The 23,155-nt window shown below is 69.5% G+C and carries 21 protein-coding genes and 1 pseudogene; 15 read left to right on the top strand and 7 right to left on the bottom strand.

The features are described from left to right. Window positions 1-216: 216 nt before the first annotated feature. From ACFPJ4_RS15415 to ACFPJ4_RS13275, 4 genes and pseudogenes are all read right to left on the bottom strand, one after another. Window positions 217-720 (bottom strand): annotated as a pseudogene (locus ACFPJ4_RS15415) (ATP-binding cassette domain-containing protein); the annotation flags it as partial. 74 nt (window positions 721-794) lie between these two features. Further along, entirely contained in the window at window positions 795-1,973 is a 1,179-nt protein-coding gene (locus ACFPJ4_RS13285; RefSeq protein ID WP_386740933.1) for a substrate-binding domain-containing protein, read from the bottom strand. 50 nt (window positions 1,974-2,023) lie between these two features. Beyond that, complete coding sequence (locus ACFPJ4_RS13280) at window positions 2,024-2,977, bottom strand: ABC transporter permease (protein WP_386740932.1); 954 nt, start codon at window positions 2,975-2,977, stop codon at window positions 2,024-2,026. Continuing rightward, window positions 2,974-3,873 carry an isoaspartyl peptidase/L-asparaginase gene (locus ACFPJ4_RS13275; RefSeq protein ID WP_386740931.1) on the bottom strand — a complete coding sequence of 300 codons (900 nt, stop codon included), beginning with the start codon at window positions 3,871-3,873 and terminating at the stop codon, window positions 2,974-2,976. Before ACFPJ4_RS13275 ends, ACFPJ4_RS13280 begins: the two co-directional genes overlap by 4 nt. Window positions 3,874-4,327: 454 nt before the next feature. On the opposite strand from ACFPJ4_RS13275, the gene ACFPJ4_RS13270 reads away from it, so the two are divergent. Continuing rightward, a complete protein-coding gene (locus ACFPJ4_RS13270; RefSeq protein WP_386740930.1) occupies window positions 4,328-5,110 on the top strand; it encodes a FadR/GntR family transcriptional regulator in 783 nt (260 codons plus the stop codon). Window positions 5,111-5,153: 43 nt separating this feature from the next. Here the strand turns inward: ACFPJ4_RS13270 and ACFPJ4_RS13265 are convergent, their stop codons facing one another. After that, the gene (locus ACFPJ4_RS13265) at window positions 5,154-5,429 is read right to left on the bottom strand and encodes a 2TM domain-containing protein (RefSeq protein WP_386740929.1); all 276 of its coding nucleotides are present in this window, start codon (window positions 5,427-5,429) and stop codon (window positions 5,154-5,156) included. A gap of 267 nt (window positions 5,430-5,696) precedes the next feature. Between ACFPJ4_RS13265 and ACFPJ4_RS13260 the strand changes: the two genes are divergently transcribed. The 8 genes from ACFPJ4_RS13260 (at window position 5,697) to ACFPJ4_RS13225 (ending at window position 14,765) form a co-directional block, all read left to right on the top strand. Beyond that, window positions 5,697-6,689, top strand: a complete 993-nt coding sequence (locus ACFPJ4_RS13260) for a TerC/Alx family metal homeostasis membrane protein (protein WP_386740928.1) — start codon at window positions 5,697-5,699, stop codon at window positions 6,687-6,689. 122 nt (window positions 6,690-6,811) lie between these two features. After that, entirely contained in the window at window positions 6,812-7,924 is a 1,113-nt protein-coding gene (locus ACFPJ4_RS13255) for a serine/threonine-protein kinase (RefSeq protein WP_386740927.1), read from the top strand. A gap of 237 nt (window positions 7,925-8,161) precedes the next feature. Continuing rightward, window positions 8,162-9,604 (top strand): 3-isopropylmalate dehydratase large subunit, encoded by a 1,443-nt coding sequence (gene leuC / locus ACFPJ4_RS13250; RefSeq protein WP_386740926.1) that lies wholly within the window; start codon window positions 8,162-8,164, stop codon window positions 9,602-9,604. Between the two features lie 2 nt (window positions 9,605-9,606). After that, on the top strand, window positions 9,607-10,203 hold the full coding sequence (leuD, locus tag ACFPJ4_RS13245; RefSeq protein ID WP_386740925.1) for a 3-isopropylmalate dehydratase small subunit: 597 nt from the start codon (window positions 9,607-9,609) through the stop codon (window positions 10,201-10,203). A 166-nt stretch (window positions 10,204-10,369) separates the two neighbouring features. Beyond that, window positions 10,370-11,686: a UDP-N-acetylglucosamine 1-carboxyvinyltransferase gene (gene murA, locus ACFPJ4_RS13240; RefSeq protein WP_386740924.1), complete on the top strand. Its 1,317-nt coding sequence runs from the start codon at window positions 10,370-10,372 to the stop codon at window positions 11,684-11,686. 27 nt (window positions 11,687-11,713) lie between these two features. Continuing rightward, the gene (locus tag ACFPJ4_RS13235) at window positions 11,714-12,511 is read left to right on the top strand and encodes a lysophospholipid acyltransferase family protein (protein WP_386740923.1); all 798 of its coding nucleotides are present in this window, start codon (window positions 11,714-11,716) and stop codon (window positions 12,509-12,511) included. A gap of 60 nt (window positions 12,512-12,571) precedes the next feature. Beyond that, on the top strand, window positions 12,572-13,606 hold the full coding sequence (locus ACFPJ4_RS13230) for an NAD(P)H-dependent glycerol-3-phosphate dehydrogenase (RefSeq protein WP_386740922.1): 1,035 nt from the start codon (window positions 12,572-12,574) through the stop codon (window positions 13,604-13,606). Window positions 13,607-13,679: 73 nt separating this feature from the next. Next, a complete protein-coding gene (locus tag ACFPJ4_RS13225; RefSeq protein ID WP_386740921.1) occupies window positions 13,680-14,765 on the top strand; it encodes a D-alanine--D-alanine ligase family protein in 1,086 nt (361 codons plus the stop codon). Window positions 14,766-14,777: 12 nt separating this feature from the next. On the opposite strand, the gene ACFPJ4_RS13220 is transcribed toward ACFPJ4_RS13225, so the two are convergent. Continuing rightward, window positions 14,778-15,311 carry a DUF3515 family protein gene (locus tag ACFPJ4_RS13220; RefSeq protein ID WP_386740920.1) on the bottom strand — a complete coding sequence of 178 codons (534 nt, stop codon included), beginning with the start codon at window positions 15,309-15,311 and terminating at the stop codon, window positions 14,778-14,780. A 24-nt stretch (window positions 15,312-15,335) separates the two neighbouring features. On the opposite strand from ACFPJ4_RS13220, the gene thiL reads away from it, so the two are divergent. Continuing rightward, complete coding sequence (thiL, locus tag ACFPJ4_RS13215; protein ID WP_386740919.1) at window positions 15,336-16,400, top strand: thiamine-phosphate kinase; 1,065 nt, start codon at window positions 15,336-15,338, stop codon at window positions 16,398-16,400. Here the strand turns inward: thiL and rsmD are convergent. After that, complete coding sequence (gene rsmD, locus ACFPJ4_RS13210) at window positions 16,370-17,032, bottom strand: 16S rRNA (guanine(966)-N(2))-methyltransferase RsmD (RefSeq protein ID WP_386740918.1); 663 nt, start codon at window positions 17,030-17,032, stop codon at window positions 16,370-16,372. The two genes, thiL and rsmD, sit on opposite strands and share 31 nt — an antisense overlap. 257 nt (window positions 17,033-17,289) lie before the next feature. Here rsmD and ACFPJ4_RS13205 point away from each other — a divergent pair, with 257 nt between their 5' ends. The 5 genes from ACFPJ4_RS13205 to fgd all read left to right on the top strand — a co-directional run bounded on the left by ACFPJ4_RS13205 (window position 17,290) and on the right by fgd (window position 23,116). Beyond that, window positions 17,290-18,336: a magnesium and cobalt transport protein CorA gene (locus tag ACFPJ4_RS13205; RefSeq protein WP_386741093.1), complete on the top strand. Its 1,047-nt coding sequence runs from the start codon at window positions 17,290-17,292 to the stop codon at window positions 18,334-18,336. 55 nt (window positions 18,337-18,391) lie between these two features. Next, window positions 18,392-20,593, top strand: coding sequence for an ATP-dependent DNA helicase RecG (locus ACFPJ4_RS13200; RefSeq protein WP_386740917.1), 2,202 nt, complete (start codon window positions 18,392-18,394; stop codon window positions 20,591-20,593). 65 nt (window positions 20,594-20,658) lie between these two features. Further along, complete coding sequence (gene coaD / locus ACFPJ4_RS13195; RefSeq protein ID WP_386740916.1) at window positions 20,659-21,147, top strand: pantetheine-phosphate adenylyltransferase; 489 nt, start codon at window positions 20,659-20,661, stop codon at window positions 21,145-21,147. 64 nt (window positions 21,148-21,211) lie between these two features. Continuing rightward, window positions 21,212-22,039 carry a coenzyme F420-0:L-glutamate ligase gene (locus ACFPJ4_RS13190; protein ID WP_386740915.1) on the top strand — a complete coding sequence of 276 codons (828 nt, stop codon included), beginning with the start codon at window positions 21,212-21,214 and terminating at the stop codon, window positions 22,037-22,039. A 69-nt stretch (window positions 22,040-22,108) separates the two neighbouring features. After that, window positions 22,109-23,116, top strand: coding sequence for a glucose-6-phosphate dehydrogenase (coenzyme-F420) (fgd, locus tag ACFPJ4_RS13185; RefSeq protein WP_386740914.1), 1,008 nt, complete (start codon window positions 22,109-22,111; stop codon window positions 23,114-23,116). The last annotated feature ends 39 nt before the right edge of the window (window positions 23,117-23,155 follow it).

Below are 23,155 nucleotides of genomic sequence, written 5' to 3'. Positions count from 1 at the left end.
CATGAGCGAGATGAGTGTGTCGGCGTCGATCTCGTCGATGCGACCGGTGCCGGTGTTGCGCCCGTCCTTGAGCACCGAATAGCGGCTGCACAGGGTGAAGACTTCGTCGATGCGATGGCTGACGTAGAGTACGGCGACATCGCTCGCCGCCAGATCCCGAATGACGGTGAACAACGAATCGAGCTCTGCGCCGGAGAGCACCGCCGACGGCTCGTCCAACGCGATGATCTTGACGTCGCTAGCGAGCGCCTTGGCGATTTCGACGAGTTGCGCCTCGGCGATGCTGAGTGTTTCCACGAGCGCGTGAGGGGAGACCCGCGAGTGCACCCGCTTCAGCAGCTCCGCGGCCTTCGCCGTCATCCTGCTGCGGGCGAGCAGACCGAAGCGAGTCGACTCGATGCCGAGGAAGATGTTCTGGGTCACCGTGAGCGACGGGATCAGGGAGAACTCCTGATGCACGATGGCGACCCCGAGTCGGTGGGCGACCTTGGGGGAGTACGAGCGGGTGTCGACCGTCTCGCCGAAGACCTTGACGGTTCCCGAGTCCGGCTGCAGCGTTCCGCTGAGCACCTTCATCAGGGTGGACTTTCCAGCTCCGTTCTCGCCCATCAGGGCGTGCACCTCACCGGGAAGCACTGTCAGGCCAACGTGGTCGAGGGCCGTCACCGATCCGTAGCTCTTCGTGATGCCGTCCAGTTCGATCGCCGGGATCGTCGCCATCGTTGTCTCCTTTCCGCCGTCTGCCTCAGGATGGGGCCCCTCAGATGCGAGGGGCCCCATCCGTGGGAACCGAGTTACTTCTTGCCGAACCCGGCGGCGAGATAGACCGCGTCGCTTGCGACCTTCGGGCCGATGTAGTCGTCGTTGAAGGCCGGCTCGTACCACTTCGACGCGTCCGCCTGGCTGTACGGCGCGACGCCCTTCATGGTGTCGATGACGTCGGTGTACTTGGCGACCTTCTGGCCGTTCAGCACCTTGAAGACGGTGTCGACGCACTCCTTCGCCGCCGCCGGGGGGAACGGCGAGACGTTGAACTTGAGCTTGTCCTGAATGGCGAGACGAAGGAACCCGTTGGTGGGGTTGGTGCCGCCGATCAGTGGAACGGTCATGCCCGCTTCCTTGTAGGCCTGGATGACCGACGGCCCCATCTCGAGCCCACCGACCCACACCGCGTTGGCATCGGGGTGCTGCGCGATCACGGTGCGCATGACGTCCATCGCCTTCGCCGCCGACCAGTCCGCGTACTGCTGGCTGACGATCGTGATGCCCGGGTACTGCTTGAAGGCCGCCTCGGCGCCCGACTTCCAGAACTCGGCGGCGTCAGCCCCCGCGATGCCGTTCAGCATCACGACCTTGCCGGTGCCGTGCAGCTGCTGCGCGATGGCATCCGCGCTCGAGAACCCCATCTGCGGGATGTTGCGGCTCACCTCTGCCGTGTACGCGGTGCTCTGCACGCCCGCCATGCAGGTGATCACCGGGATGCCTGCCGCCGTGGCGCGCTCGACGGCCGAGACCAGCCCGGCGCGCGACAGGGACGTGAGCATGATCGCATCCACATGGGCCGCGATCGCGTCCTCGACGCCCTTCACCTGGTTGTCGGTCTGGAAGTTCCACGGCACGTACATGAGGTTGCCGACCTTGCCCGACTTCGTGAACTCGTCTTTCATCACGGCGTCGAAGGTGGTGCCCCAACCGTTGGTCGGGCCCTGCACGATCGCTGCGATGTTGTATGGCGCGGTCTTCTTGAACTTGGTGGTGTCGACCTCCACGCCGGCCGCGGCGGCGACCTGTTTGGAGTAGTCGTCGGTCAGGATGGGGCGGCCGTTCGAATCGACCTTGACCGGGTTCTTCGCTGCCGCCGACGTGGGGGTGCTGTCGGCTGCGGGTGTGGAGCAGCCGGCCATTCCCAGCACGGCGAGTCCTGCCACGGCCATCGCGAAGAACTTCCGCGCGGCGGGGTTGGGCTTATTCATGTTTCCTCTTCCTCCTTGGTGCTTCGATGGGTTGGTCCTGGGGCGGGTACTCAGCGCCGTCGCGGCCAGTGCAATGTGAGAGCGAGGATGAGCACCACGCCCTTCGCGACGTCTTGGATCTGGGGGGGGAATCCGAGGACCACGATCAGAGTGGACATCGCACCGAGCACGAGCACCCCACCCATCGCGGCGACGAACGATCCCTCCGCGCCCTTGAATCGGGCACCACCGAGCAGGGCGGCCGTGATCGAGTCGAGTTCCATCCCGGCGCCGACGTTCTGATCCACATAGCCGGAGAAGCCGACCAATAGCGCTCCGCTGAGCACGGCGAGCACCGCGGCGAGAGTGAAGGCGAGCCACACCTTGCCGCCGACGCCGATGCCCGACAGCCGGGTCATTCGCGGGTTGGCGCCCGAGAGCACGAAGCGACGCCCGGAGACGGTGCGCTGCGTCCACGCCACTGCCGCGACCGTCGCCACGATCCAGAGGATGACCGGCAGCGGTACGGGCCCCAGCGAAGCTCGGGCGAGGTCGACCAGGGGTGCGGGGGATTCGGCGCTCAGCGCCCCGCGCGTCCAGAGCAGCTTGCCGCCTTCGAGCACCAGTGCCGTGCCGAATGTCGCGACGAACGCGGGGACGGATCGCCGAACCACGAGCCAGGAGTTGGCCGCGCCGACTGCACCAGCGATGCCCAGCGCGATGAGCAATCCGATTGCGATATTGCCCGAGGTGGTGATGGCCACGGCGGTCACGCCGACCATGGCCGCAACGGAGAGATCGACCCCGCGGACCGTGAGCACCAGGAACTGCCCGATCGTCAGGAGACCCAGAATCGATGCACGGCGCAGCGTGTTCGCGATGTTCACCTGCGCATAGAAGTTGGGTGCCAGCACGGCGGCCACGACGAGGATCACGGCGAGGGCGATGAAGATGCCCTTGCCCGCGAGCGCGGCCTCGACCCCGGAGCGCACCCGGTCCGTCGTTCTGCGGGTCGTCATCGTCATCGGCGGGACCGTTCGTCGCTCTGCTCGCGGGTCGGGTCGCCGAGTCGGTATGTCGCCCGATCGTTACGGACCGACACAGGGAAGCTGGACCCGTTGTGCATCGTCATCACCTCGCCCGTGAGGGCGTCGACCGCGACGATCGCGCAGACAGCACGGCCCGAGCGGGTGACCGCCCGAAGCGAGTTCTCGAGGGCACTCGCCAGTCCCTCTTCGACCGCCCGCGTTGCGACAGTCCTCGCGAGGTTGATGCTCATCGCGGCCTCGCCGGAGCCGGAACAGAGCACGCCGAAGCGCTCGTCGGTCCAGTAGCCGCCGCCCGGGATGCATGCATCTCCGACCCGGCCCGGCGGTTTGCCCAGCAGGCCGCCTGTGCTGGATGCGCTGCTGACCTCACCCAGACGATCGATTGTGAGGCATCCAACGGTCTCGCTCGGGATTCCTCTGCCGGTGAACACGCTGGTCAGTGGGTCGTCGGTCTGCGTTCGCAGAGCCTGCAACTGCTCGGGGGTCACCAGATCCTCGATTTCGATGCCGAGCGACGCCGCGTACTCCGCCGCCTGGGTGCCGACCAGCAGCACCACTTCCTCCTGCTGCATGATTCGGTGCGCGAGCGCCGCGGGCCGGCGAATGCCGGGGACAGCGCCGACCCCCGCGAAGCGGCCGGTGCGGCCGGACGAGACCGCCCCGTCGGTCTCGACGGTCATGGCGCGGGTGAGCACCGAGCCGTAACCGGCGTTGAACCGTGGATCATCTTCAAGCACGGCGACCGAGGCGAGCGCGGCGGTGATCCCGTCGGTGCCGCGAGCGAGTTCCGCGAGGGCTGCCGTCGTCGCGGCCTCGAGCGAGAGGAATGTGGCGTCGACCGGCTCCATGTCGACGCCACCGTGGGCAACCACGAGTGACGGCCCTCGGCCCGCTTCGATGCGGTCCGTCGAGAAGACAAAGGGGGAGGTCGTCATTCGGGGAGAAGTCCTTGCGGTATCGGGGGATGCAGTCTGACATCAGACAACAACTGACTGTCGCTCGACACAGGGGGCGAGCGGTGAGCGGCGGTGTTCACCCATTGGCGATGAACAGGGCGCGAACGCTTGCGTAACACCGGCCGGGTGTGGCCAGGTTATTGAGATGTCTGACATCAGTCAACCGACACGAGCCGGTGTAACACGACAGTTACACGGTGTTCACATTGGGCGTTCGCGAGGACGGCGTTCTGCAGTGCGGAACCCCCTGTTACCATCGCACGCTAGAGCTTGTGGCGGGGTCGACCCCCGGACAGCGGAGATGGGGAGAACGAATGGTTCGTGACGGGATGCTGGCGGGCTCTCCCCGCTGTTGGCTCTGGCCGACGCGATGAGCGCCGACATCGACACGGCGATTCTCTTCGGCACTCCGCGCGACCGCCGATCGCTTCCCGACATGATCGCAGAGACCCTGCTCTCTGCGATCAACGAAGGGAGGTTGACTCCTGGCGAGCAGTTGCCGATCGAGATCGAGCTGGCAAAGCAGCTCGGAGTCGGGCGCACCTCGCTGCGGGAGGCCATTCAGAAGCTGAAGGCGTTCGGCGTGCTGGAGGTACGAAAAGGTGTCGGCACCTTCATCGTCGAGGGCAACCGGATGGAGCCGGTGCACTCCTTCGTCAAATGGTGCGCCGAGAACGAGTTCGAAGTGACCGAGTTGTTCGAGGCCAGGATGTCGCTAGAGATCGCGGCCGCGGGGCTCGCGGCCGAGCGTGCGACATCCGATGACATCGCCAGGCTGCACGCCGCCTCCCAGGCGCATCGCTCCGCTGCCGAGATCGATGCCCTCATCGACACCGACGAGCGTTTTCATGATGCGCTCGTGCTCGCCGCACATAACTCGCTGATCAACCAGCTGTACTCCATGCTGGTGCCCGGGCTTCGCGAGTTCCGTCGGATGTCCCTGGCGATTCCCGCGTCCGCGCACCGCTCGGGCACCACCCACGATGCCATCGCCAACGCCATCACCTCTCACGACCCGGTGGCGAGCCGTCGCGCTGCGGTCACGCACCTTTGGACTCTCTACTCCTCGGTCGGGAGCGCGGCGAAGACCACGTCGTCCAAGAACAAAGGGGGGCGCGGCATCGCCGACAAACGGGCCTGGTTCTTCGACTAGGCGCCTCCTGTTATCGCGCAGCCGGGTTCCTCAGGTAGCGTCCCTAGCTCTTGCGGTTGCGTCGCTCCAGCTCGGCGTCGATGTCGGCCTCGGTGACTTCGCGGTTGATGATGCCGAAGGCGTTCAACGCTCCGAACACCGTGGCGATCGCGAAACCGAAGAGCGGCCAGATCGGCCAGAAGTAGCCGGTGCCTCCGGTGGTCATGAACCAGATCGCCGTCAGCAGCAGGCTGATGACGATGAAGATCGCGAGCATGCTCCAGAACTCGCGACGAGCCTTGATCCTCTTGCGGGCGAGGTTGCGGTCGGCGTCGGTCATGGCACCGACTGTAGCCCCGGCTCCGGGCGCCGCCAACCCCCGCGCCGAGGTGCGCACGGCGCAGGAACAGGTCAAGTCGACGCCGGATGACGCGACCGGACCCGCTAGTCTGAACGCGCGAAGGGGAGTATCCCACCTCATCGCGACCGTCATCACGGGCTCCGACGCTGCAGCCCCGGTCGCGATCGCGGGCCGCGGTGTCGAGACGCCGGGCCGGCGCGGGAGAGACGTTCGGACATTCGTCATGCCCCGTCCGGAAGGCCCCCCATGCAGATCCCCGTCTGGTTCGAGTTCACGTCGTTCGGCGTGCTCCTGCTGATCCTCGCCGCCGACATCTTCCTCGCCTTCCGCCGGCCGCACATCCCTTCGACGCGGGAGTCGGCCATCTGGATCGCCTTCTACGTGCTGCTGGCGCTGATCTTCGCCGGGCTGCTGTTCGTGCTCGGCGACGCGGATCACGCGGGCCAGTTCGTGGCGGGCTGGCTCACCGAGTACAGCCTCTCGATCGACAACCTGTTCGTGTTCCTGCTGATCATGGGGCGCTTCTCGGTACCGCGGAAGTACCAGCAGGAGATCCTGATGGTGGGGATCGTGCTGGCGCTGATCCTGCGCGGCGTGTTCATCCTGCTCGGCGCCCAGCTCATCGAGCACTTCAGCTGGATCTTCTACCTCTTCGGCCTCTTCCTGGTCTACACGGCGGTGAACCAGGCCGTCACGAGTCACGACGAGGAGAAGGAGACCGAGAACCGCCTGATCCGCCTCCTGCGCAGGCGCATCGCGATCACCGACACCTTCGAGGGCGCCAAGCTGCGCACGACCGTCGACGGCAGGCGGCTGTTCACCCCGGCCCTCATCGTCTTCATCGCCCTCGGCACCACCGACCTGGTGTTCGCCCTCGACTCGATCCCGGCGATCTTCGGCATCACGACCAACGCGTTCCTGGTCTTCGCCGCCAACGTCTTCGCCCTGATGGGGCTCCGGCAGCTGTACTTCCTGCTCGGCGATCTGGTCGAGAAGCTCGTCTACCTCAAGTACGGCATCGCGGCGATCCTGGGCTTCATCGGCGTCAAGTTGTTCTTCCACGCCCTGCACGGCAACGAGCTGCCGTTCATCAACGGCGGGCACGGGGTCCAGTGGGCTCCCGAGATCTCCACCCCGGTGTCGTTGGCCGTGATCGTGTTGGCGATGAGCGTCGCTGTGGTCGCGAGCGTGATCCGGCTGCGATTGGATGCTCGTCGCACCGGCTCGATGGTTCCCTAGCGCACGGAGACAGACCGTTCAGTCCCCCTATACGCGAGGATTTGTTAGCATGCATCGCCGACATTTCTGTCACGAATCTCGGAAAGGGGGTCGGCGTGCAGCGGATACCTTCGGATCCGCCCGTGATCGACGGCTTCGTCGTCGACCGGTTGATCGGGTCTGGTGGTTTCTCGGACGTGTTCCTCTTCGAGCAGCAGTCGCCGCGGCGCCGGGTCGCCGTGAAGACGCTGCTGCCTGCCGACCTCAGTCATCGGCAGCGAGCCGCGTTCTCGGCAGAGGCGGACGTGATGGCGCGGCTGTCGACGCATCCGTACATCGTGACGATCCACCAGACCGGAGTCGCCCATGACGGCCGCCCCTACCTCGTCATGGAGTACTGCTCCCGCCCCAGTCTCTCAGAGCGCTACAAGCGCCGGCCGCTGTCGGTCGTCGACGCCCTGCGGGTCGGGATCCGCCTGGCCGGGGCGGTCGCGACCGCACACTCCTTCGGGATCCTGCACGGCGATATCAAGCCCTCCAATGTGCTCACCAACGACTACGGCTGGCCGGCTCTCGCCGATTTCGGCATCGCGAGCGATGTCGCGGCGGCTAGGAGGCCGGCGGGGGTGGATGCGGCGACCGAGACGGACGAGACCATCGGCATCAGCGTCCCGTGGGCTCCACCTGAGATGTTCGTCGACGTTCCCATGCCCGATGTGCGCAGTGACGTCTTCTCGCTCGCCGCGACGATCCACACGGTCCTGGCCGGACGCACCCCCTTCGAGGTCGCGGGCGGACCCAACGGCACCGCCGACCTGATCGCCCGCATCCAGCGCGGGCAGCTCACCCCGATCTGGCGCGAAGACGTGCCGTCGTCGCTGTCGGCGGCACTCGCGAAAGCCATGTCGCCCCGGCGCGATGACCGGTTCTCGTCGGCGGTGGAGTTCGCCCGGGCGCTGCAACAGGTCGAGCGCGAGCTCGGCGCCGAGCCGACCGCGATCGAAGTCCCGGTCGATGAGGGGATCGGCAGCGAAGTCGGCGGCGACGCCGGCGGCAACGGCGAGCTCGACGCGACGGGCGGGGGAGGCGCCGGTCCGTCCGGCGCGACGCTCGAGGCCTCCGCGCCACGCATCCCCGTGGTTCCCACGACACGGCGCCGGATCGCGGTGGCCGTGCTCGTCGCGGTCCTCGCCGTGCTCTCGATCGGCGCGGTCGTGCTCGCCGTCGATCTCGGCGCGGCCGCGCTGCTGCGCTGATCCCGCCGGCATCAGCTCTGAGCGGGCGTCGCTCCCCGGCGGCGTCGCCGGGCGCAGTGGTAACCTGCGTTGATGCTTCCCGTACGACTCGTGCTCCTTCCCTGCCGCGACGAGGCCTGATCCTTCGGCCGTCCTCGTCGCGGAGTTCGCCGTCGCCGGCATGACGGTGGCCGATCAGATACCGCCGCCCGATCATGGCCAGCAGGCCGCGCGGCACGACGAAGAAGGACCAGTCAGATGAGCACGACCCCGAAGACCCTGGCCGAGAAGGTCTGGGACGACCATCTCGTCGCCAAGGGCGAAGATGGCAACCCCGACCTGATCTACATCGACCTGCACCTCGTGCACGAGGTCACCAGCCCGCAGGCATTCGATGGCCTGCGGGTCGCGGGCCGCCCCGTTCGGCGCCCCGACCTCACGATCGCCACCGAGGATCACAACACCCCGACCCTGGCCATCGACCGGCCGATCGTCGACCTCACGAGCCGCACCCAGATCGAGACCCTGCGCCGCAACTGCGAGGAGTTCGGCATCCGGCTGCACCCGCTCGGCGACATCGAGCAGGGCATCGTGCACGTCGTCGGCCCGCAGCTGGGGCTCACCATGCCGGGCATCACGGTGGTCTGCGGCGACAGCCACACCAGCACGCACGGCGCCTTCGGGGCGATGGCGTTCGGCATCGGCACGAGTGAGGTCGAGCACGTGCTCGCCACGCAGACTCTTCCGCTGAAGCCGTTCAAGACGATGGCGATCACCGTCGAGGGCGAGCTGCGGCCGGGCGTCACGGCGAAGGACATCATCCTGGCCGTGATCGCCAAGATCGGCACCGGTGGTGGGCAGGGTTACGTGCTCGAATACCGCGGGAGCGCCATCCGTTCGCTCTCGATGGAGGGCCGGATGACGATCTGCAACATGTCGATCGAGGCCGGCGCCCGCGCGGGCATGGTCGCCCCCGACGAAACCACTTACGCCTACCTGAAGGGCCGCCCGCACGCGCCGCAGGGCGAGGACTGGGATGCCGCCGTCGCCTACTGGCAGACCCTGAAGACCGACGGCGACGCCGCGTTCGACGCCGAGGTCTTCCTCGACGCGAACGAGCTGGAGCCCTTCGTCACCTGGGGCACCAACCCGGGCCAGGGCGTGTCGTTGAGTGAGACGATCCCCGATCCCGCGTCGTTCAGCGACCCCAACGACCGGGCCGCCGCCGAGCGCGCCCTGGAGTACATGGACCTCGCCGCGGGCACCCCGATGAAGCAGGTCAAGGTCGACGCGGTGTTCATGGGCTCGTGCACCAACAGCCGCATCGAGGACCTCCGGGCCTTCGCCGGCATCGTGAAGGGCCAGAAGAAGGCCGATCACGTGCGCGTCATGGTGGTCCCGGGCTCGGCGCGCGTGCGACTGGAAGCCGAAGCCGAGGGCCTCGACAAGATCTTCGAGGAGTTCGGGGCCGAATGGCGTTTCGCCGGCTGCTCGATGTGCCTCGGCATGAATCCCGACCAGCTGGCCCCGGGCGAGCGCTGCGCCTCGACGTCCAATCGCAACTTCGAGGGACGCCAGGGCAAGGGCGGCCGCACCCATCTGGTGTCGCCGCTGGTGGCCGCGGCCACCGCGATCCGCGGCACGCTCTCGTCGCCGTGGGACCTGGTGGGGGCCGAGCAGTTCGAGAAGGCGGAGGCGTAGTCATGGACAAGGTCACTACGATCACGGGCGTCGCCGTGCCGCTGCGCCGCTCGAACGTCGACACCGATCAGATCATCCCCGCCGTCTACCTCAAGCGGGTCACCAAGACCGGCTACGACGACGCCCTGTTCTCGTCGTGGCGGCAGGACCCCGAGTTCATCCTCAATCAGCCCGCGTACCAGGGCGCGACCGTGCTCTTCGCCGGGCAGGACTTCGGCACCGGATCGAGCCGCGAGCACGCCGTGTGGGCGCTGCGCGACTTCGGATTCCGCGCCGTGATCGCGCCGCGTTTCGGCGACATCTTCCGCGGCAACTCGGGCAAGCAGGGCCTGCTCACCGGCGTTGTGGACGAGGAGACGGTTGCGCGCTTCTGGGAGCTCATCGAGGCCGACCCGGGAACGTCCGCGACCGTCGACCTGGTGGCCAGGACCGTGTCGGTCGGCGATCTCGTGGCTCCGTTCGAGATCGATGATTACACTCGGTGGAGGCTCCTGGAAGGTCTCGACGACATCGGGCTGACCCTGCGCGACGAGGCGAGGATCACCGAGTTCGAGGGCCGCCGGGAGAGCTGGCGCCCGACGACGTTGCCGGTCCGATAGTCGCTCAGCCCGCGCTCCGCGGGCATGAGCCCTTTTCAACGGGAACAGGCCCGTATTCAACAGGCAACCGGACCCTCATCCGGAAGGCAAGGCAAGGTACCCAGTGGTTGATTCGGTCGCAGACCTCGCGAAGGACGCTCAGAAGGCGGGAGAACGCGTGGGACTCATGTCCGACAGCATCGTGATCGACGGCGGGATTCCGCTGCGCGGCCGGATCGAGGTGCGCGGGGCCAAGAACCTCGCCACCAAGGCGATGGTGGCGGCCCTGCTGGGCGATACGCCGAGCATCCTGCAGGACGTGCCGCAGATCAGCGACGTCTCGATCGTGACGCGCATGCTCGACGCCTACGGGGTCGCGGTGACCAGCCCCGAGGAGGGCGTTCTGGTGCTCGACCCGAGCAACGTCGAGCGGGCGCACTTCGCGCAGATCGACGCGCTCGCCGGCTCGAGCCGCATCCCGATCCTGTTCTGCGGCCCGCTGCTGCACCGGCTCGGCGAGGCGCTCATCCCCGACCTCGGCGGCTGCCGGATCGGCGACCGGCCGATCGACTTCCACATGGACGCCCTGCGTGCCTTCGGGGCGATCGTCGACAAGAGCTACGAGGGGATCCGGATCACGGCCCCCGACGGTCTGACCGGGGCCAACATCGAACTGCCGTACCCGAGCGTCGGCGCCACGGAGCAGGTGCTGCTGACCGCCGTGCGCGCCCGCGGCGTGACCGAGCTGAAGAACGCCGCGATCGAGCCCGAGATCATGGACCTGATCGCGGTCCTCCAGAAGATGGGCGCCATCATCTGGATGGAGCCGAACCGCACGATCTTCATCGAGGGCGTCGAGACGCTCAGCGGCTACACGCACCGCGCGATCTTCGACCGCAACGAGGCCGCGAGCTGGGCCTCGGCGGCCCTCGCGACGGGCGGCGACATCTTCGTGGGCGGGGCCAAGCAGCAGGACCTGATGACCTTCCTCAACGTGTTCCGCAAGGTCGGCGGCGCCTTCGAGGTGCACGAGGACGGCATCCGCTTCTACCACCCGGGCGGCGCACTCAAGCCCGTTCAGGTCGAGACGGATGTGCACCCCGGCTTCATGACCGACTGGCAGCAGCCGCTCATCGTGGCCCTCACCCAGGCCGAGGGTGTCTCGGTGGTGCACGAGACGGTGTACGAGAACCGTTTCGGATTCACGGATGCCCTGGTCGAGATGGGGGCCGACATCGTCGTGCACCAGGACGGCCTCGAGTCGGTGACCCGCCGTGTTCCCCGGCGCAAGCTGGAGCAGGCGGCCGTCATCACGGGCCCGACCCCGCTGCACGGCGCCGACGTGCGTGTGCCCGACCTGCGCGGCGGCTTCAGCTACCTGATCGCCGCGCTCACGGCCGAGGGCCGCTCGACCGTGACCAACCTCGGGATCATCAGCCGCGGCTACGAGCACTTCGTCGAGAAGCTCGAGGCTCTCGGGGCGCGGTTCGAGTTGGTGGGCTGAGCTGCCTGACGAGCGGACGGCCGCCTGATGTCGGCACGCAAGCCGTCCTCCGCCGATTCGACACCCCTGCAGGCGCACCCTCCCAAGCGGGGGAGGCGGTCGGAGAAGACCGCCGTCTGGCGCCTGTTCGGGGCCATCGTCATCCCGTTCCTGCTGCTCGTGGGGCGCTACCGCTGGCAGAACGCCGAGCGGATCCCGAAGACCGGGGCGTTCATCCTCGCCGCGAACCACGTCACCAACTTCGACCCCCTCGTCACCGCGTACACCCTGTGGCACCACGGCCGGGTGCCGCGCTACCTGGCCAAGGCCGGTCTGTTCCGGTTGCCGATCGTGGGCTGGGCGTTCCGCGTGACGGGGCAGGTTCCCGTTGCTCGCGCCGTGCGGGGCCAGAGCAGCACGCTCGAGGCGGCCGGACGCATCACCGACGAGGGCCTCGCCCTCGTCATCTACCCCGAGGGCACGCTGACCCGCGACCCGGAGCTGTGGCCGATGCGGGGCAAGTCGGGGGCTGTGCGCATCGCGCTCGAACACGACGTGCCGATCATCCCGGCGGCGCACTGGGGCGACCAGAAGATCATGGGTCGCTACTCGTCGAAGATCAGCCTGTTCCCACGCAAGCCCGTCGACATCCTGATCGGCGAGCCGATGGACCTGAGCCCGTGGAAGGGCAAGCCGCTGACCGGCGAGGTGCTGTCGTCGGCGACTGCGGCCCTGATGGCCGAGATCACCCGGCTGGTCGAGCAGCTGCGGGGCGAGAAGGCTCCCGCCGAGCGCTGGGACCCCTCCGAGCACGGCCAGAGCGAGTTCGGCACGATGGAGTCGTGATGCGCGCGACCCCGAGCGGCGAGGGAACTCCGGCTCACCGCACCCGATAGCGTGTCGATCATGGCCGACGCGCGCATCACTGCCGATCCGACGAGGATGCGAGTCGCCGTCCTCGGCGCCGGATCGTGGGGGACCACCTTCGCCAAGGTGCTCGCCGACGGCGGGTCGAGCGTCGCGGTCTGGGCCCGCCGGCCCGAACTGGCCCGCGAGATCATGCAGTCGCGCCGCAACTCCGACTACCTTCCGGGCATCAACCTGCCCCGCGGCATCCAATCGAGTTCCCGTCTGCCCGAGGTGCTCGAGGGCGCCGAGCAGGTCTACCTGAGCGTGCCGAGCCAGTCGCTGCGCGAGAACCTGCGGATCGTGCGCGAGCTGGTGCCCGAAGGGGTGCCGGTCGTCTCGCTGATGAAGGGAGTCGAGAAGGGCACGCGCTATCGGATGAGCGAGGTCATCGTGCAGGAGCTCGACATCTCGCCCGATCGGGTCGCCGTCGTCTCGGGGCCGAACCTGGCGCTCGAGATCGCCAAGGAGCAGCCGACTGCGGCGGTCGTGTCGTCGGTGAGTCTCGCGACGGCCACCGAGGTCGCGCTGGTGGCGACCAACCCCTACTTCCGCAGTTTCGTCAACACCGACGTCATCGGCACCGAGTTCGGCGGCGTGCTGAAGAACCTCATCGCGGTGGCCATCGGCATCGTCGACGGGGTCGGCTACGGCGAGAACACCAAGGCGTCGATCATCACCCGCGGTCTGGTCGAGATGACGGATTTCGCGGTCGCCTTCGGCGGACGCCCCGAGACCCTCGCGGGTCTGGCCGGTCTCGGCGACCTCATCGCGACCTGCGAGTCGCCGCTGTCGCGCAACAACACGGCGGGGCGCCTGCTCGGGCAGGGCTACGCGTACGGCGAGGTCATCGCGCAGATGAACCAGACGGCCGAGGGGCTGAGTTCGGTCGCGCCGATCCTCGAGCTGGCGGCATCCATGGGGGTCGAGATGCCGATCGTCAGCCAGGTGGCCGAGGTGCTGGCGGGTACGCTGAATCCGCGCGACATCGCGCCGCACCTGACCACCGAGACGAACGAGCCGCAAGGCGAGTGACGCGCGGCGGCTCGGGGGCCGGCGGTCCGCATCCTCGCCACCCCGTTCTGATCCACATCCCCCGGGAGCCCACATGATCCGCGTCGCGCTCCTGTTCGGCGGCCGTTCCAGCGAGCATTCCATCAGCTGCGCGACCGCGGGCGGAGTGCTCGGGGCCATCGATCGCGAGCGCTACGAGGTCGTGCCGATCGGCATCACCCGCGACGGCGCGTTCACTCTGCAGGATCCGGCCACGGTCGCCGGCTTCTCGCTGGGGGCGGAGCTGCCCGAGGTCGTCGACAACGGCACGCGCGTGCATGTCCCGGAGTCGGCCGCCACCCGCGAGTTCACGGTCGTGGCGGCGGATGGCGTGCCCGCGTCCCTGGGTGAGGTCGACGTCGCCTTCCCGATCCTGCACGGCCCGTTCGGCGAGGACGGCACGATCCAGGGTCTGCTGGAGCTCGTGGGGCTGCCCTACGTCGGCAACGGCGTGCTGGCGTCGGCCCTAGGCATGGACAAGCACTTCACCAAGACGGTCCTCGAGGGCGCCGGGGTGACGGTCGCGCCCTGGGTGACCGTGACCCGCGCCGACCTCGCCGCGAATCGTGAGCTGTGGCAGCGCCGGATGCGCGGCCTCGATCTGCCGGTCTTCGTCAAGCCGGCGCGGGCCGGCTCGAGCGTCGGGGTCACCAAGGTCTCGTCGTGGGACGATCTGGATGCGGCGCTCGAGACCGCGTTCCACGAGGACCATCGCGTGCTCGTCGAGGCGGCCGTCGTGGGTCGCGAGCTCGAGTGCGCCGTGCTTCAGGGACGTGACGGCACCCCGGCGCGGGTGAGCGTCGCGGGCGAGATCGTGATCACCGGTCGTGAGTTCTACGACTTCGACGCGAAGTACCGTGACGCACCGGGCGTCGAGCTGGTCTGCCCCGCCGAGCTGCGGGAGCAGGAGCTCGCCGAGATGCAGCGGATCGCGGCGCGCGCCTTCGAGGCGATCGGCGGCGCGGGGCTCGCACGCGTCGACTTCTTCTTCACCGGGGCCGGCTTCGTCGTGAACGAGATCAACACGATGCCCGGGTTCACGCCGATCTCGATGTTCCCGGCCTGCTGGCTGGCGAGCGGCATGAGCTATCCGGAGCTGATCGACGAGCTGATCACGCTCGGGCTGGCGACCGAGCGGTAGCGGGCCGGCCCCTCAGCGGGTCGGAGTGGGTGTGGGAGTCGGGCCGGGCGTCGCAGTGCTTCCCAGCGAGTCCTCGATCGATGAGCAGGCCCGCCCGTTGGGCTTCGTGAAGGCGACCACCGAGTCCAGGTCGCCGAGCACGAGGCCGGGCGTCAGCTTGCGCTGGTCGATCACGACCGCGATCGCGGGGGTGCGGCCGTAGCTGGTGAACACGTAGCTGGGGGCGTTGGTGTCGTCGCGCAGCCAGTCGGTGTTGTAGACCTGCACGCACGGCAGGTCCGACGCCGTCGGTTCGGTCACCCCGCACCGCAGCAGCACCTGGGCGGGATCGCCCCACGCCCCGGTCGCCTGGGCATTGGTCTCCCGTCGCGCCAGGCCCTCGAGGGTCTGCGGAAGGCGCACGATCACGTCGGCGCAGGCCGGGTCGTTGGCGTGCGTGGCGGGGGTGAGCGCGACGATGGGGGAGCATCCGGTCAGCGTCGCGGTCAACAGGACGGCGGCCGCTAGAGCGGGGGCTACGGCCGCGGCGGCACGACGGGTTCTCATCGCCTTCAGGCTAGCGTGGGCTGCATGGAGCAGTCTGGGGGCGAGCCCGCGAGCGTCGCGCGATCCGAGACGCTGGGTTCGCTGGGCGAGGCGGCGGTGCTCGCGCGCATCTTCCCCCGGCTGCCGGCCGCGGCATCCGCCCTGCTCGGTCCCGGCGACGACGCCGCGGTGCTCGCGGCACCCGACGGTCGTTACGTCGTCACGACCGACACGATGGTGCACGGGCCCGACTTCCGGCTGGCCTGGTCGACGCCGTTCGAACTCGGCTGGAAGGCCGCCGCGACCAATCTCTCGGACATCGCCGCGATGGGCGCGCGCCCGACCGGCCTGGTGGTGGCGATCGTCGCTCCGTCCGAGACCCCGGCCGCGACGCTGGAAGGGATCGCCGACGGACTGCGCGAGGCGTGCGCCGAGCTGGCCCCGGGCACCGGGGTGGTCGGCGGCGACCTCTCGGTCTCGGACACCCTCGTCATCGCCGTGACCGCCTTCGGCGACCTGGAGGGCCGGGCGCCCGTGCTGCGCTCCGGCGCCCGAGCGGGCGACATCGTCGCGGTCTCGGGGGCGTTGGGGCTCGCGGCCCAGGGGATCGCCCTGCTGTTCGCGCACGCGGTCGACGCGGACGGGCATCCGGATGCGGGCCGCGTCGCCGCCCTCCGGCACGCCCACGGCGCCGAGCTGGCCGCGCAGCTGACCCCCCGCCCGCCGTTGGCCGACGGGGTGCGTGCTGCGCTCGCCGGGGCGACCGCGATGCTCGACGTGAGCGACGGCCTCGCGCTCGACGCGCGACGGCTGGCGGCGGCGAGCGGCGTGCTGATCGATCTGGACGGCGTGGCGATCGGGATCGCGGGCCTCGCCCTGGAAGGCGACCACGACGAGGTCGGAGCCGAGCAGGTGCTGCGCGGGGGAGAGGACCACGCACTGTTGGCCACCTTCCCGCCCGGGACCGAGCTGCCCGGCGACTTCCGCCCGATCGGGCATGTGCGTGCGGTCGATTCCCCGGGGGTCGCCGGGGTGCTCGTCGACGGCGTGCCGTATGAGGCGCGGGGCGGCTGGGATCCCTACGCCGACTGGAACGGCGGGTCGGGCTGACCTGAGGGCGCGTCGCCCTTCGGTGCCGCGTCGGCGCTCGCGTCGGCGTCATCGTTCGATCGGGGCCGGAGCCAGTACAGCGCGGTGTCCCCGTAGTCCTTGCGGCGCTCGAGCTCGAGTCCGTGTCGGCCCGACGGCCAGGCGGGGGCGGGGTCGCGGGCGGAGCGCTCGAGCACGGCCACGGCATCCGGAGCGAGTCGTGGGCCGAGCGCCTCGAGGGTGTGCGCCAGTTCCCAGCCGCCCAACTCGTAGGGCGGATCGAGGAAGACGAGATCCCAGACGCCCGTCGCGCCGCCCAGGAAGGACTGCACGGGCTGGCTCGAGACGATGATCTCGGGGGCCTTGCCCCGGGGCGCGGCCTTGCGGACGGCGGCGGCGTTGTCGTGGGCGACCCGGGTCGCCGCGGTCGCCCGGTCGACGAGGGTCACGTGCGCCGCGCCACGGGAGGCTGCCTCGAGCCCCAAGGCGCCGGATCCGGCGTAGAGGTCGAGCACGCGGGCCCCGTCGATCGCGTCGCGCGCCTCGAGAGCCGAGAAGATCGCCTCGCGCACCCGGTCGCTCGTCGGGCGGGTGCCGAACGCCGGGACGGTCAACCGGATCGACCCGGCGAAGCCGCCGATGATGCGCGTCATGTGCCCACGGTACTGGAGCGGTGCCGCGGAGCCGGCCGGCCGCCACGCGCTGCCCCCGCCTTCAGAGAGCGTCATCCCGGCGGCGCTACGATTCCCCCGTGTCCACCCCCTCCGGCCCGAAGCTTCCCCGCGTGCGTCTGCTCGGCGCGAAGCCCCGCACGACGCCCACGGCCGCCGCCGACGCAGCCCCGAGCCCCGACGGGTCCGCGACCCCGGTCGAGGCGGTGCCGCCCGCGACGTCGGCCGCCCGATCCACCCTGACCCGCTCGACACCCGGTCGAGCCACGGGCCTCGTCAACAACGCCGTGTACCAGAAGGGCGTGAAGATCGACAGCCCCGCGACCCTCGCGGGCACCTTCGCGACCCTCGCCGCGCATCCGGATGCGATCGCCTGGATCGGGCTCTACCGCCCCAGCGCCGACGAGCTGGCCGAGCTGGCCGACGAGTTCGGCCTGCACGAGCTCGCGATCGAAGACGCCGTGCACGCGCACCAGCGACCCAAGATCGAGCGCTACGGCGACACGCTGTTCATGGTGCTGAAGGCGGCGCACTACATCGATGCGACGGAGAGCGTCGAGTTCGGCGAGCTGCATGTCTTCAGCGGCTCCAACTTCGTCATCACCGTGCGGCACGCCGAATCACCGGACCTCTCGGTGGTGCGCAAGCGCATGGAGACCACGCCGGGCGCATTCGACGAGGGTGCCGAGGCGATCCTCTACGCGATCCTGGATGCCGTCGTCGACGGCTACGGCCCGGTCGTCGAGGGCGTCGCCAACGACGTCGACGAGATCGAGACCCAGGTGTTCGACGGGGATGCCGCGGTCTCGCGCCGCATCTACGAGCTCAACCGGGAGGTCATCGAGTTCGAGCGCGCCGTGTCGCCCCTCATCGGCATCATCGACACGCTCTCGTCGGGGTTCGCCGACGGCTATGTCGGCGACATCCTGCAGCAATATCTGCGGGATGTCGCCGATCACGTCGTGCAGGCCAAGGAGCGTGTCGAGGAGTTCCGCCTGCTGCTGCGCGACATCCTGGCCGTGAACACCTCGCTCGTCGCCCAGCGACAGAGCGAGGAGGCCCAGGCGCTCAGTGCGGCGAGCAACCGCCAGGCCGAGGAGACCCGCAAGATCTCCGGCTGGGCGGCGATCCTGTTCGCGCCGACCCTGATCGCGGGCATCTACGGCATGAACTTCAAGGTGATGCCCGAGCTGCATTGGATGCTCGGCTACCCCTTCGCCCTGGGTCTCATGCTGGTGGGCAGTCTGATCCTCTACCTCGTGTTCAAGCGCAAGGGCTGGCTGTAGCTGCCGGCACGCTCCCACGCCCGGCCGTATCGCCGGCCGACGGTAGCCTCGACTCGTGCCAACGCCTGACCTCGCGGGAGCAGCTCCGCTCGAGCTGCGCCTGTCGACGGCGCTCGGCGGGCGCACGGCCCAGGCGATCGAGAAGGGCTTCGGGTACACCACCGTCGCCGAGCTGCTCGGCCACTATCCGCGCCGGTACGCGCGCCGCGGCGAGCTCACCGCGATCAGCGAACTGCAGCTCGACGAGAGCGTGACGATCGTGGCCGAGGTGCGCAGCGCCACGGAGCGCCCCATGCGGGCCAAGCGCGGCACCATCCTCGAGGTTGTCATCAGCGATGGGCGCGCGCACCTCACCCTGACCTTCTTCAATCAGGCGTGGCGCGCTCGCGAGCTCCGGCCGGGTGTGCGCGGCATCTTCGCGGGCAAGGTGGGCGAGTACCGCGGTGCGCGCCAGCTGGCGCATCCGGACTACGAGCTGTTCGACCCCGATGCCGACGACGCCCCCGCGCTCGCCGCGGCCGACCCGAGCGATCCCGAGGCGGCCCGGCAGTGGGCCGAGCAGCCCATCCCGATCTACCCCGCGACCTCGACGATGGCGAGCTGGCAGCTGGCCAAGGCGATCGAGGTGCTGCTCGACGTGCTGCCGCCGCTCGACGACCCGGTGCCCGACGAGGTGCGGCGCGATCGCGGGCTGCTCGACTTCCGCCGGGCGATCGAACTGGTGCACCGCCCTGCGACGGATGCCGACTGGCGTCGCGCGCACGACGCCCTGCGCTTCCAGGAGGCGTTCGTGCTGCAGGCGGCGCTGCTCCAGCAGCGCGCGGAACGTCGCTCCCAGGCCGCGACCTCCCGAGCGCCGGGCCGGTTCTCGGCCGAGTTCGAGGAGCGGCTGCCCTTCACCCTCACCCACGACCAGCTGACGGTCGGCGCCGAGATCGAACGCGACCTGGCCGACGGCGCCCCGATGAACCGGCTCGTGCAGGGCGAAGTCGGTTCGGGCAAGACGCTCGTGGCTCTGCGCGCCATGCTCGCCGTGGCCGACTCCGGCGGCCAGTCCGCCTTCCTGGCGCCGACCGAGGTCCTGGCGGCGCAGCACCTGCGGTCGCTGACGGCGGCGCTGGGCCCGGACCTCGCCGCGCGGCTGCGTCCGACGCTGCTGACGGGTCAGTTGCCGGTGGCGCTGCGGCGGCGCGCCCTTCTGGCCGCGGCATCCGGCAGCGCCTCGATCGTCGTCGGAACGCACGCCCTGATCGGCGACACGGTGAGCTTCGCCGAACTCGGACTCGTCGTCGTCGACGAGCAGCACCGCTTCGGGGTCGACCAGCGTGAGGCCCTGCGGCTGAAGGGCGCCGCGCCGCATGTGCTCGTGCTGACGGCGACGCCGATCCCGCGCACGGTCGCGATGACGGTCTTCGGCGACCTCGACATCTCGACGATCGCCGAACTCCCGGCCGGGCGCTCGCCGATCGAGTCGTTCGTCGTGCCGCTTGCCGAGCATCCGGGGTGGGAGTCGCGGATCTGGGGGCGTCTGAGCGAGGAGCTCGCGCAGGGCCGCCAGGGCTTCGTGGTGTGCCCTGCGATCGACGCCAAGCACGTCGAGGAGGGCGATCCGGATGCGACCCCCGACGACAGCCCCGCCGGCCCCGTCGCCGCCGTGCTCCCCGTGCTCGAGCAGCTGCGCGCCGATCCGCTCTTCGCGGGCCGACGCATCGAGCCGCTGCACGGGCGCATGTCGAGCGATGAGAAGGATGCGACCATGCGCGCCTTCGCCGCCGGCGAGATCGACGTGCTGGTGGCCACGACCGTGATCGAGGTGGGGGTCGACGTGCCCAACGCCTCGACGATGGTGGTGCTCGACGCCGACCGTTTCGGAGTGGCGCAGCTGCACCAGCTCCGCGGTCGCGTCGGACGCGGCGGCGTGCCCGGGCTCTGCCTGTTCGTCACGCGGGCCGCACTCGAGACCCCGGCGCGCGAACGGGTCGATGCCGTGGCGGCGACGCTCGACGGATTCGCGCTGGCCCAGGTCGACCTCGAGCTGCGACGCGAAGGCGACGTGCTGGGGCGCGCGCAGTCCGGCGGACGCTCCTCGCTCAAGCTGCTGCGGGTGGCCCGCGACGGCGAGCTGATCGCCGAGGCGCGGGTGCTGGCGGGCGCGGTGCTGGACTCCGACCCGGACCTCGCCGAGCACCCGGCGCTGCGACGGGCCCTCGCCGCCCGATTGGACGCCGCCGAGGCGGCCTTCCTGGCGAAGGGTTGACGCGAGCACGTCGACAACCCGGCGGTCGGATGGTTCGCCCAGGACGCGCCCGATAGTCTCAGTGCATGAGCAGGATCGCGGTCGTTCCCGGGTCGTTCGACCCCGTCACTCTCGGCCATCTCGATGTGATCGAGCGGGCGGCGGGCATCTTCGATCAGATCCACGTGCTTGTGGTTCACAACCCGGGCAAGACCGCCCTGCTGCCGATCGCACAGCGCGTGTCGCTGCTGCAGGACTCCATCGCGGCATCCGGTGCGGCCAAGAACATCCTGGTCACCAGCTGGAGCGTGGGTCTGCTGGTCGACTACTGCACCGACGTCGGCGCGAGCGTGCTGGTGAAGGGCATCCGCTCGCAGGTGGATGTGGCCTACGAGACCCCGATGGCGATCGTGAACCGCGACCTGGCCGGCGTCGAGACGATCTTCATGCTGCCCGACCCCGCCCACGCTCACGTGTCCAGTTCCTTGGTCCGCCAGGTGGCCTCGCTCGGCGGCGATGTCGCCCCGTACGTGCCGAGGGCGGTCGCGGACTACCTTCAGAAGGACCGCGGCTAGCCGCGGCTACGCACATGATGCTGGAGAGCCTCGCTGCGGCTGAGGCGATGCCGAAGGTCACCCGGTGAGTGCTCTCGACGGGGCCGCCCCGGCCGACGCCGTCACGATCTTCGCGATCGACGGCCTGCCCGAGATCCGGCCCGGCGACGACCTGGCCGCCGTGCTCGGCGACGTGCTGGCGGGGCGGGTGATCGAGGGCGACATCCTCGTCGTCACCAGCAAGGTCGTCTCGAAGGCCGAGGGGCGGCTGATCCACGCCGCCGATCGAGAAGACGCCATCACGGCCGAGACCCGTCGCCTCGTCGCCTCGCGCCGTCACTCCGGCGGAACGACCCGCATCGTCGAGACGCATGTGGGACTCGTCATGGCCGCCGCCGGTGTCGACGCCAGCAACGTGCCCGAGGGAATGATCGCGCTGCTTCCCGTCGATCCGGATGCCTCGGCTCGCGCCCTGGCGACCGCCCTGCGCGAGCGGCTCGGCGTGGCGCTCGGCGTGATCCTCAGCGACACCTTCGGCCGCCCATGGCGGGACGGCCAGACCGACGTGGCCATCGGCGCCGCGGGCCTGATGGTCGTGGACGACCTGCGCGGCTCGACCGACGCACAGGGGCGCACGCTCGAGGTGACGGTCCCGGCGATCGCCGATGAGCTGGCGGGGGCCGCCGACCTCGTGAAGGGCAAGGCGGGCGGGCGACCGGTCGCCGTCGTGCGCGGACTCGGGCGTTACGTGACCGGGGTGGATGCGCCGGGGGCACGACGCCTTGTCCGGGCCGCGGAGCTCGACATGTTCCGGCTCGGCAGCGACGAGGCGGACCGGGCCGGATACGAGCGCGGCTACGCCGACGGGGTCGCGGGGCGCGCATCCGAGCTCGCAGGCCCGCCCGCGCCCTGACGCCTCCCGCGCCCCGACCCCGCTCCGCTCGCCGGCACCACGCGCATCCCGACCTGAAAGAATGAAGCCATGCCCCTGAAACTCGGATACAAGGCCTCAGCAGAGCAGTTCGACCCGCGTGAGCTGGTCGAGATCGCGGTCGCGGCCGAGGCGCACGGCATGGAGAGCGTGGCCACTAGCGACCACTTCCAGCCCTGGCGGCACGCCGGCGGGCACGCGCCGTTCTCGCTCAGTTGGATGGCGGCGGTCGGGGAGCGCACGAGCACGATCCAGATCGGCACGAGCGTCATGACGCCGACGTTCCGCTACAACCCGGCGGTGCTGGCGCAGGCGTTCGCGACGATGGGATGTCTGTACCCGGGTCGCATCATGCTCGGGGTCGGCACCGGCGAGGCGTTGAACGAGATCGCCACCGGCTGGACGGGGGAGTGGCCCGAGTTCAAGGAGCGCTTCGCCCGGCTGCGCGAGTCCGTCGACCTCATGCGCCAGCTCTGGACCGGCGACCGCGTGACCTTCGAGGGCGAGTACTACTCCACGGTCGACGCGAGCATCTACGACCGACCGGATGTCCCGATCCCCGTCTACATCGCGGCGGGCGGCCCCGTCGTGGCCCGCTACGCGGGGCGTGCCGGTGACGGCTTCATCTGCACCTCGGGCAAGGGCATGGAGCTCTACACCGAGCAGCTCATCCCCGCGGTCAAGGAGGGCGCCGAGAAGGCGGGCCGAGACGTCGAGGCGATCGACCGGATGATCGAGATCAAGCTGTCGTACGACACCGACCGCGATGTCGCCCTCGAGAACACCCGGTTCTGGTCGCCCCTGTCGTTGACCGCCGAGCAGAAGCACTCGATCACCGACCCGATCGAGATGGAGAACGCGGCGGATGCCCTGCCGATCGAGCAGATCGCCAAGCGCTGGATCGTCGGTTCCGATCCCGACGAGGTGGTCGCGTCGATCAAGCAGTACGTGGATGCCGGGCTCAACCACCTCGTGTTCCACGCCCCCGGGCACGACCAGCGGCGCTTCCTGACGCTGTTCGAGCGCGACCTCGCCCCCCGCCTGCGCGCGCTGGGGTAGCCCGCCCCCCGCCCCCGCCCCCCCCCCCCCCCCCCCCCC

Origin of the sequence: Lysinimonas soli, assembly GCF_042655435.1 — a bacterium.
Taxonomy (GTDB): domain Bacteria; phylum Actinomycetota; class Actinomycetes; order Actinomycetales; family Microbacteriaceae; genus Lysinimonas; species Lysinimonas soli.
This window is presented reverse-complemented; position numbering and strand designations above follow the sequence as displayed.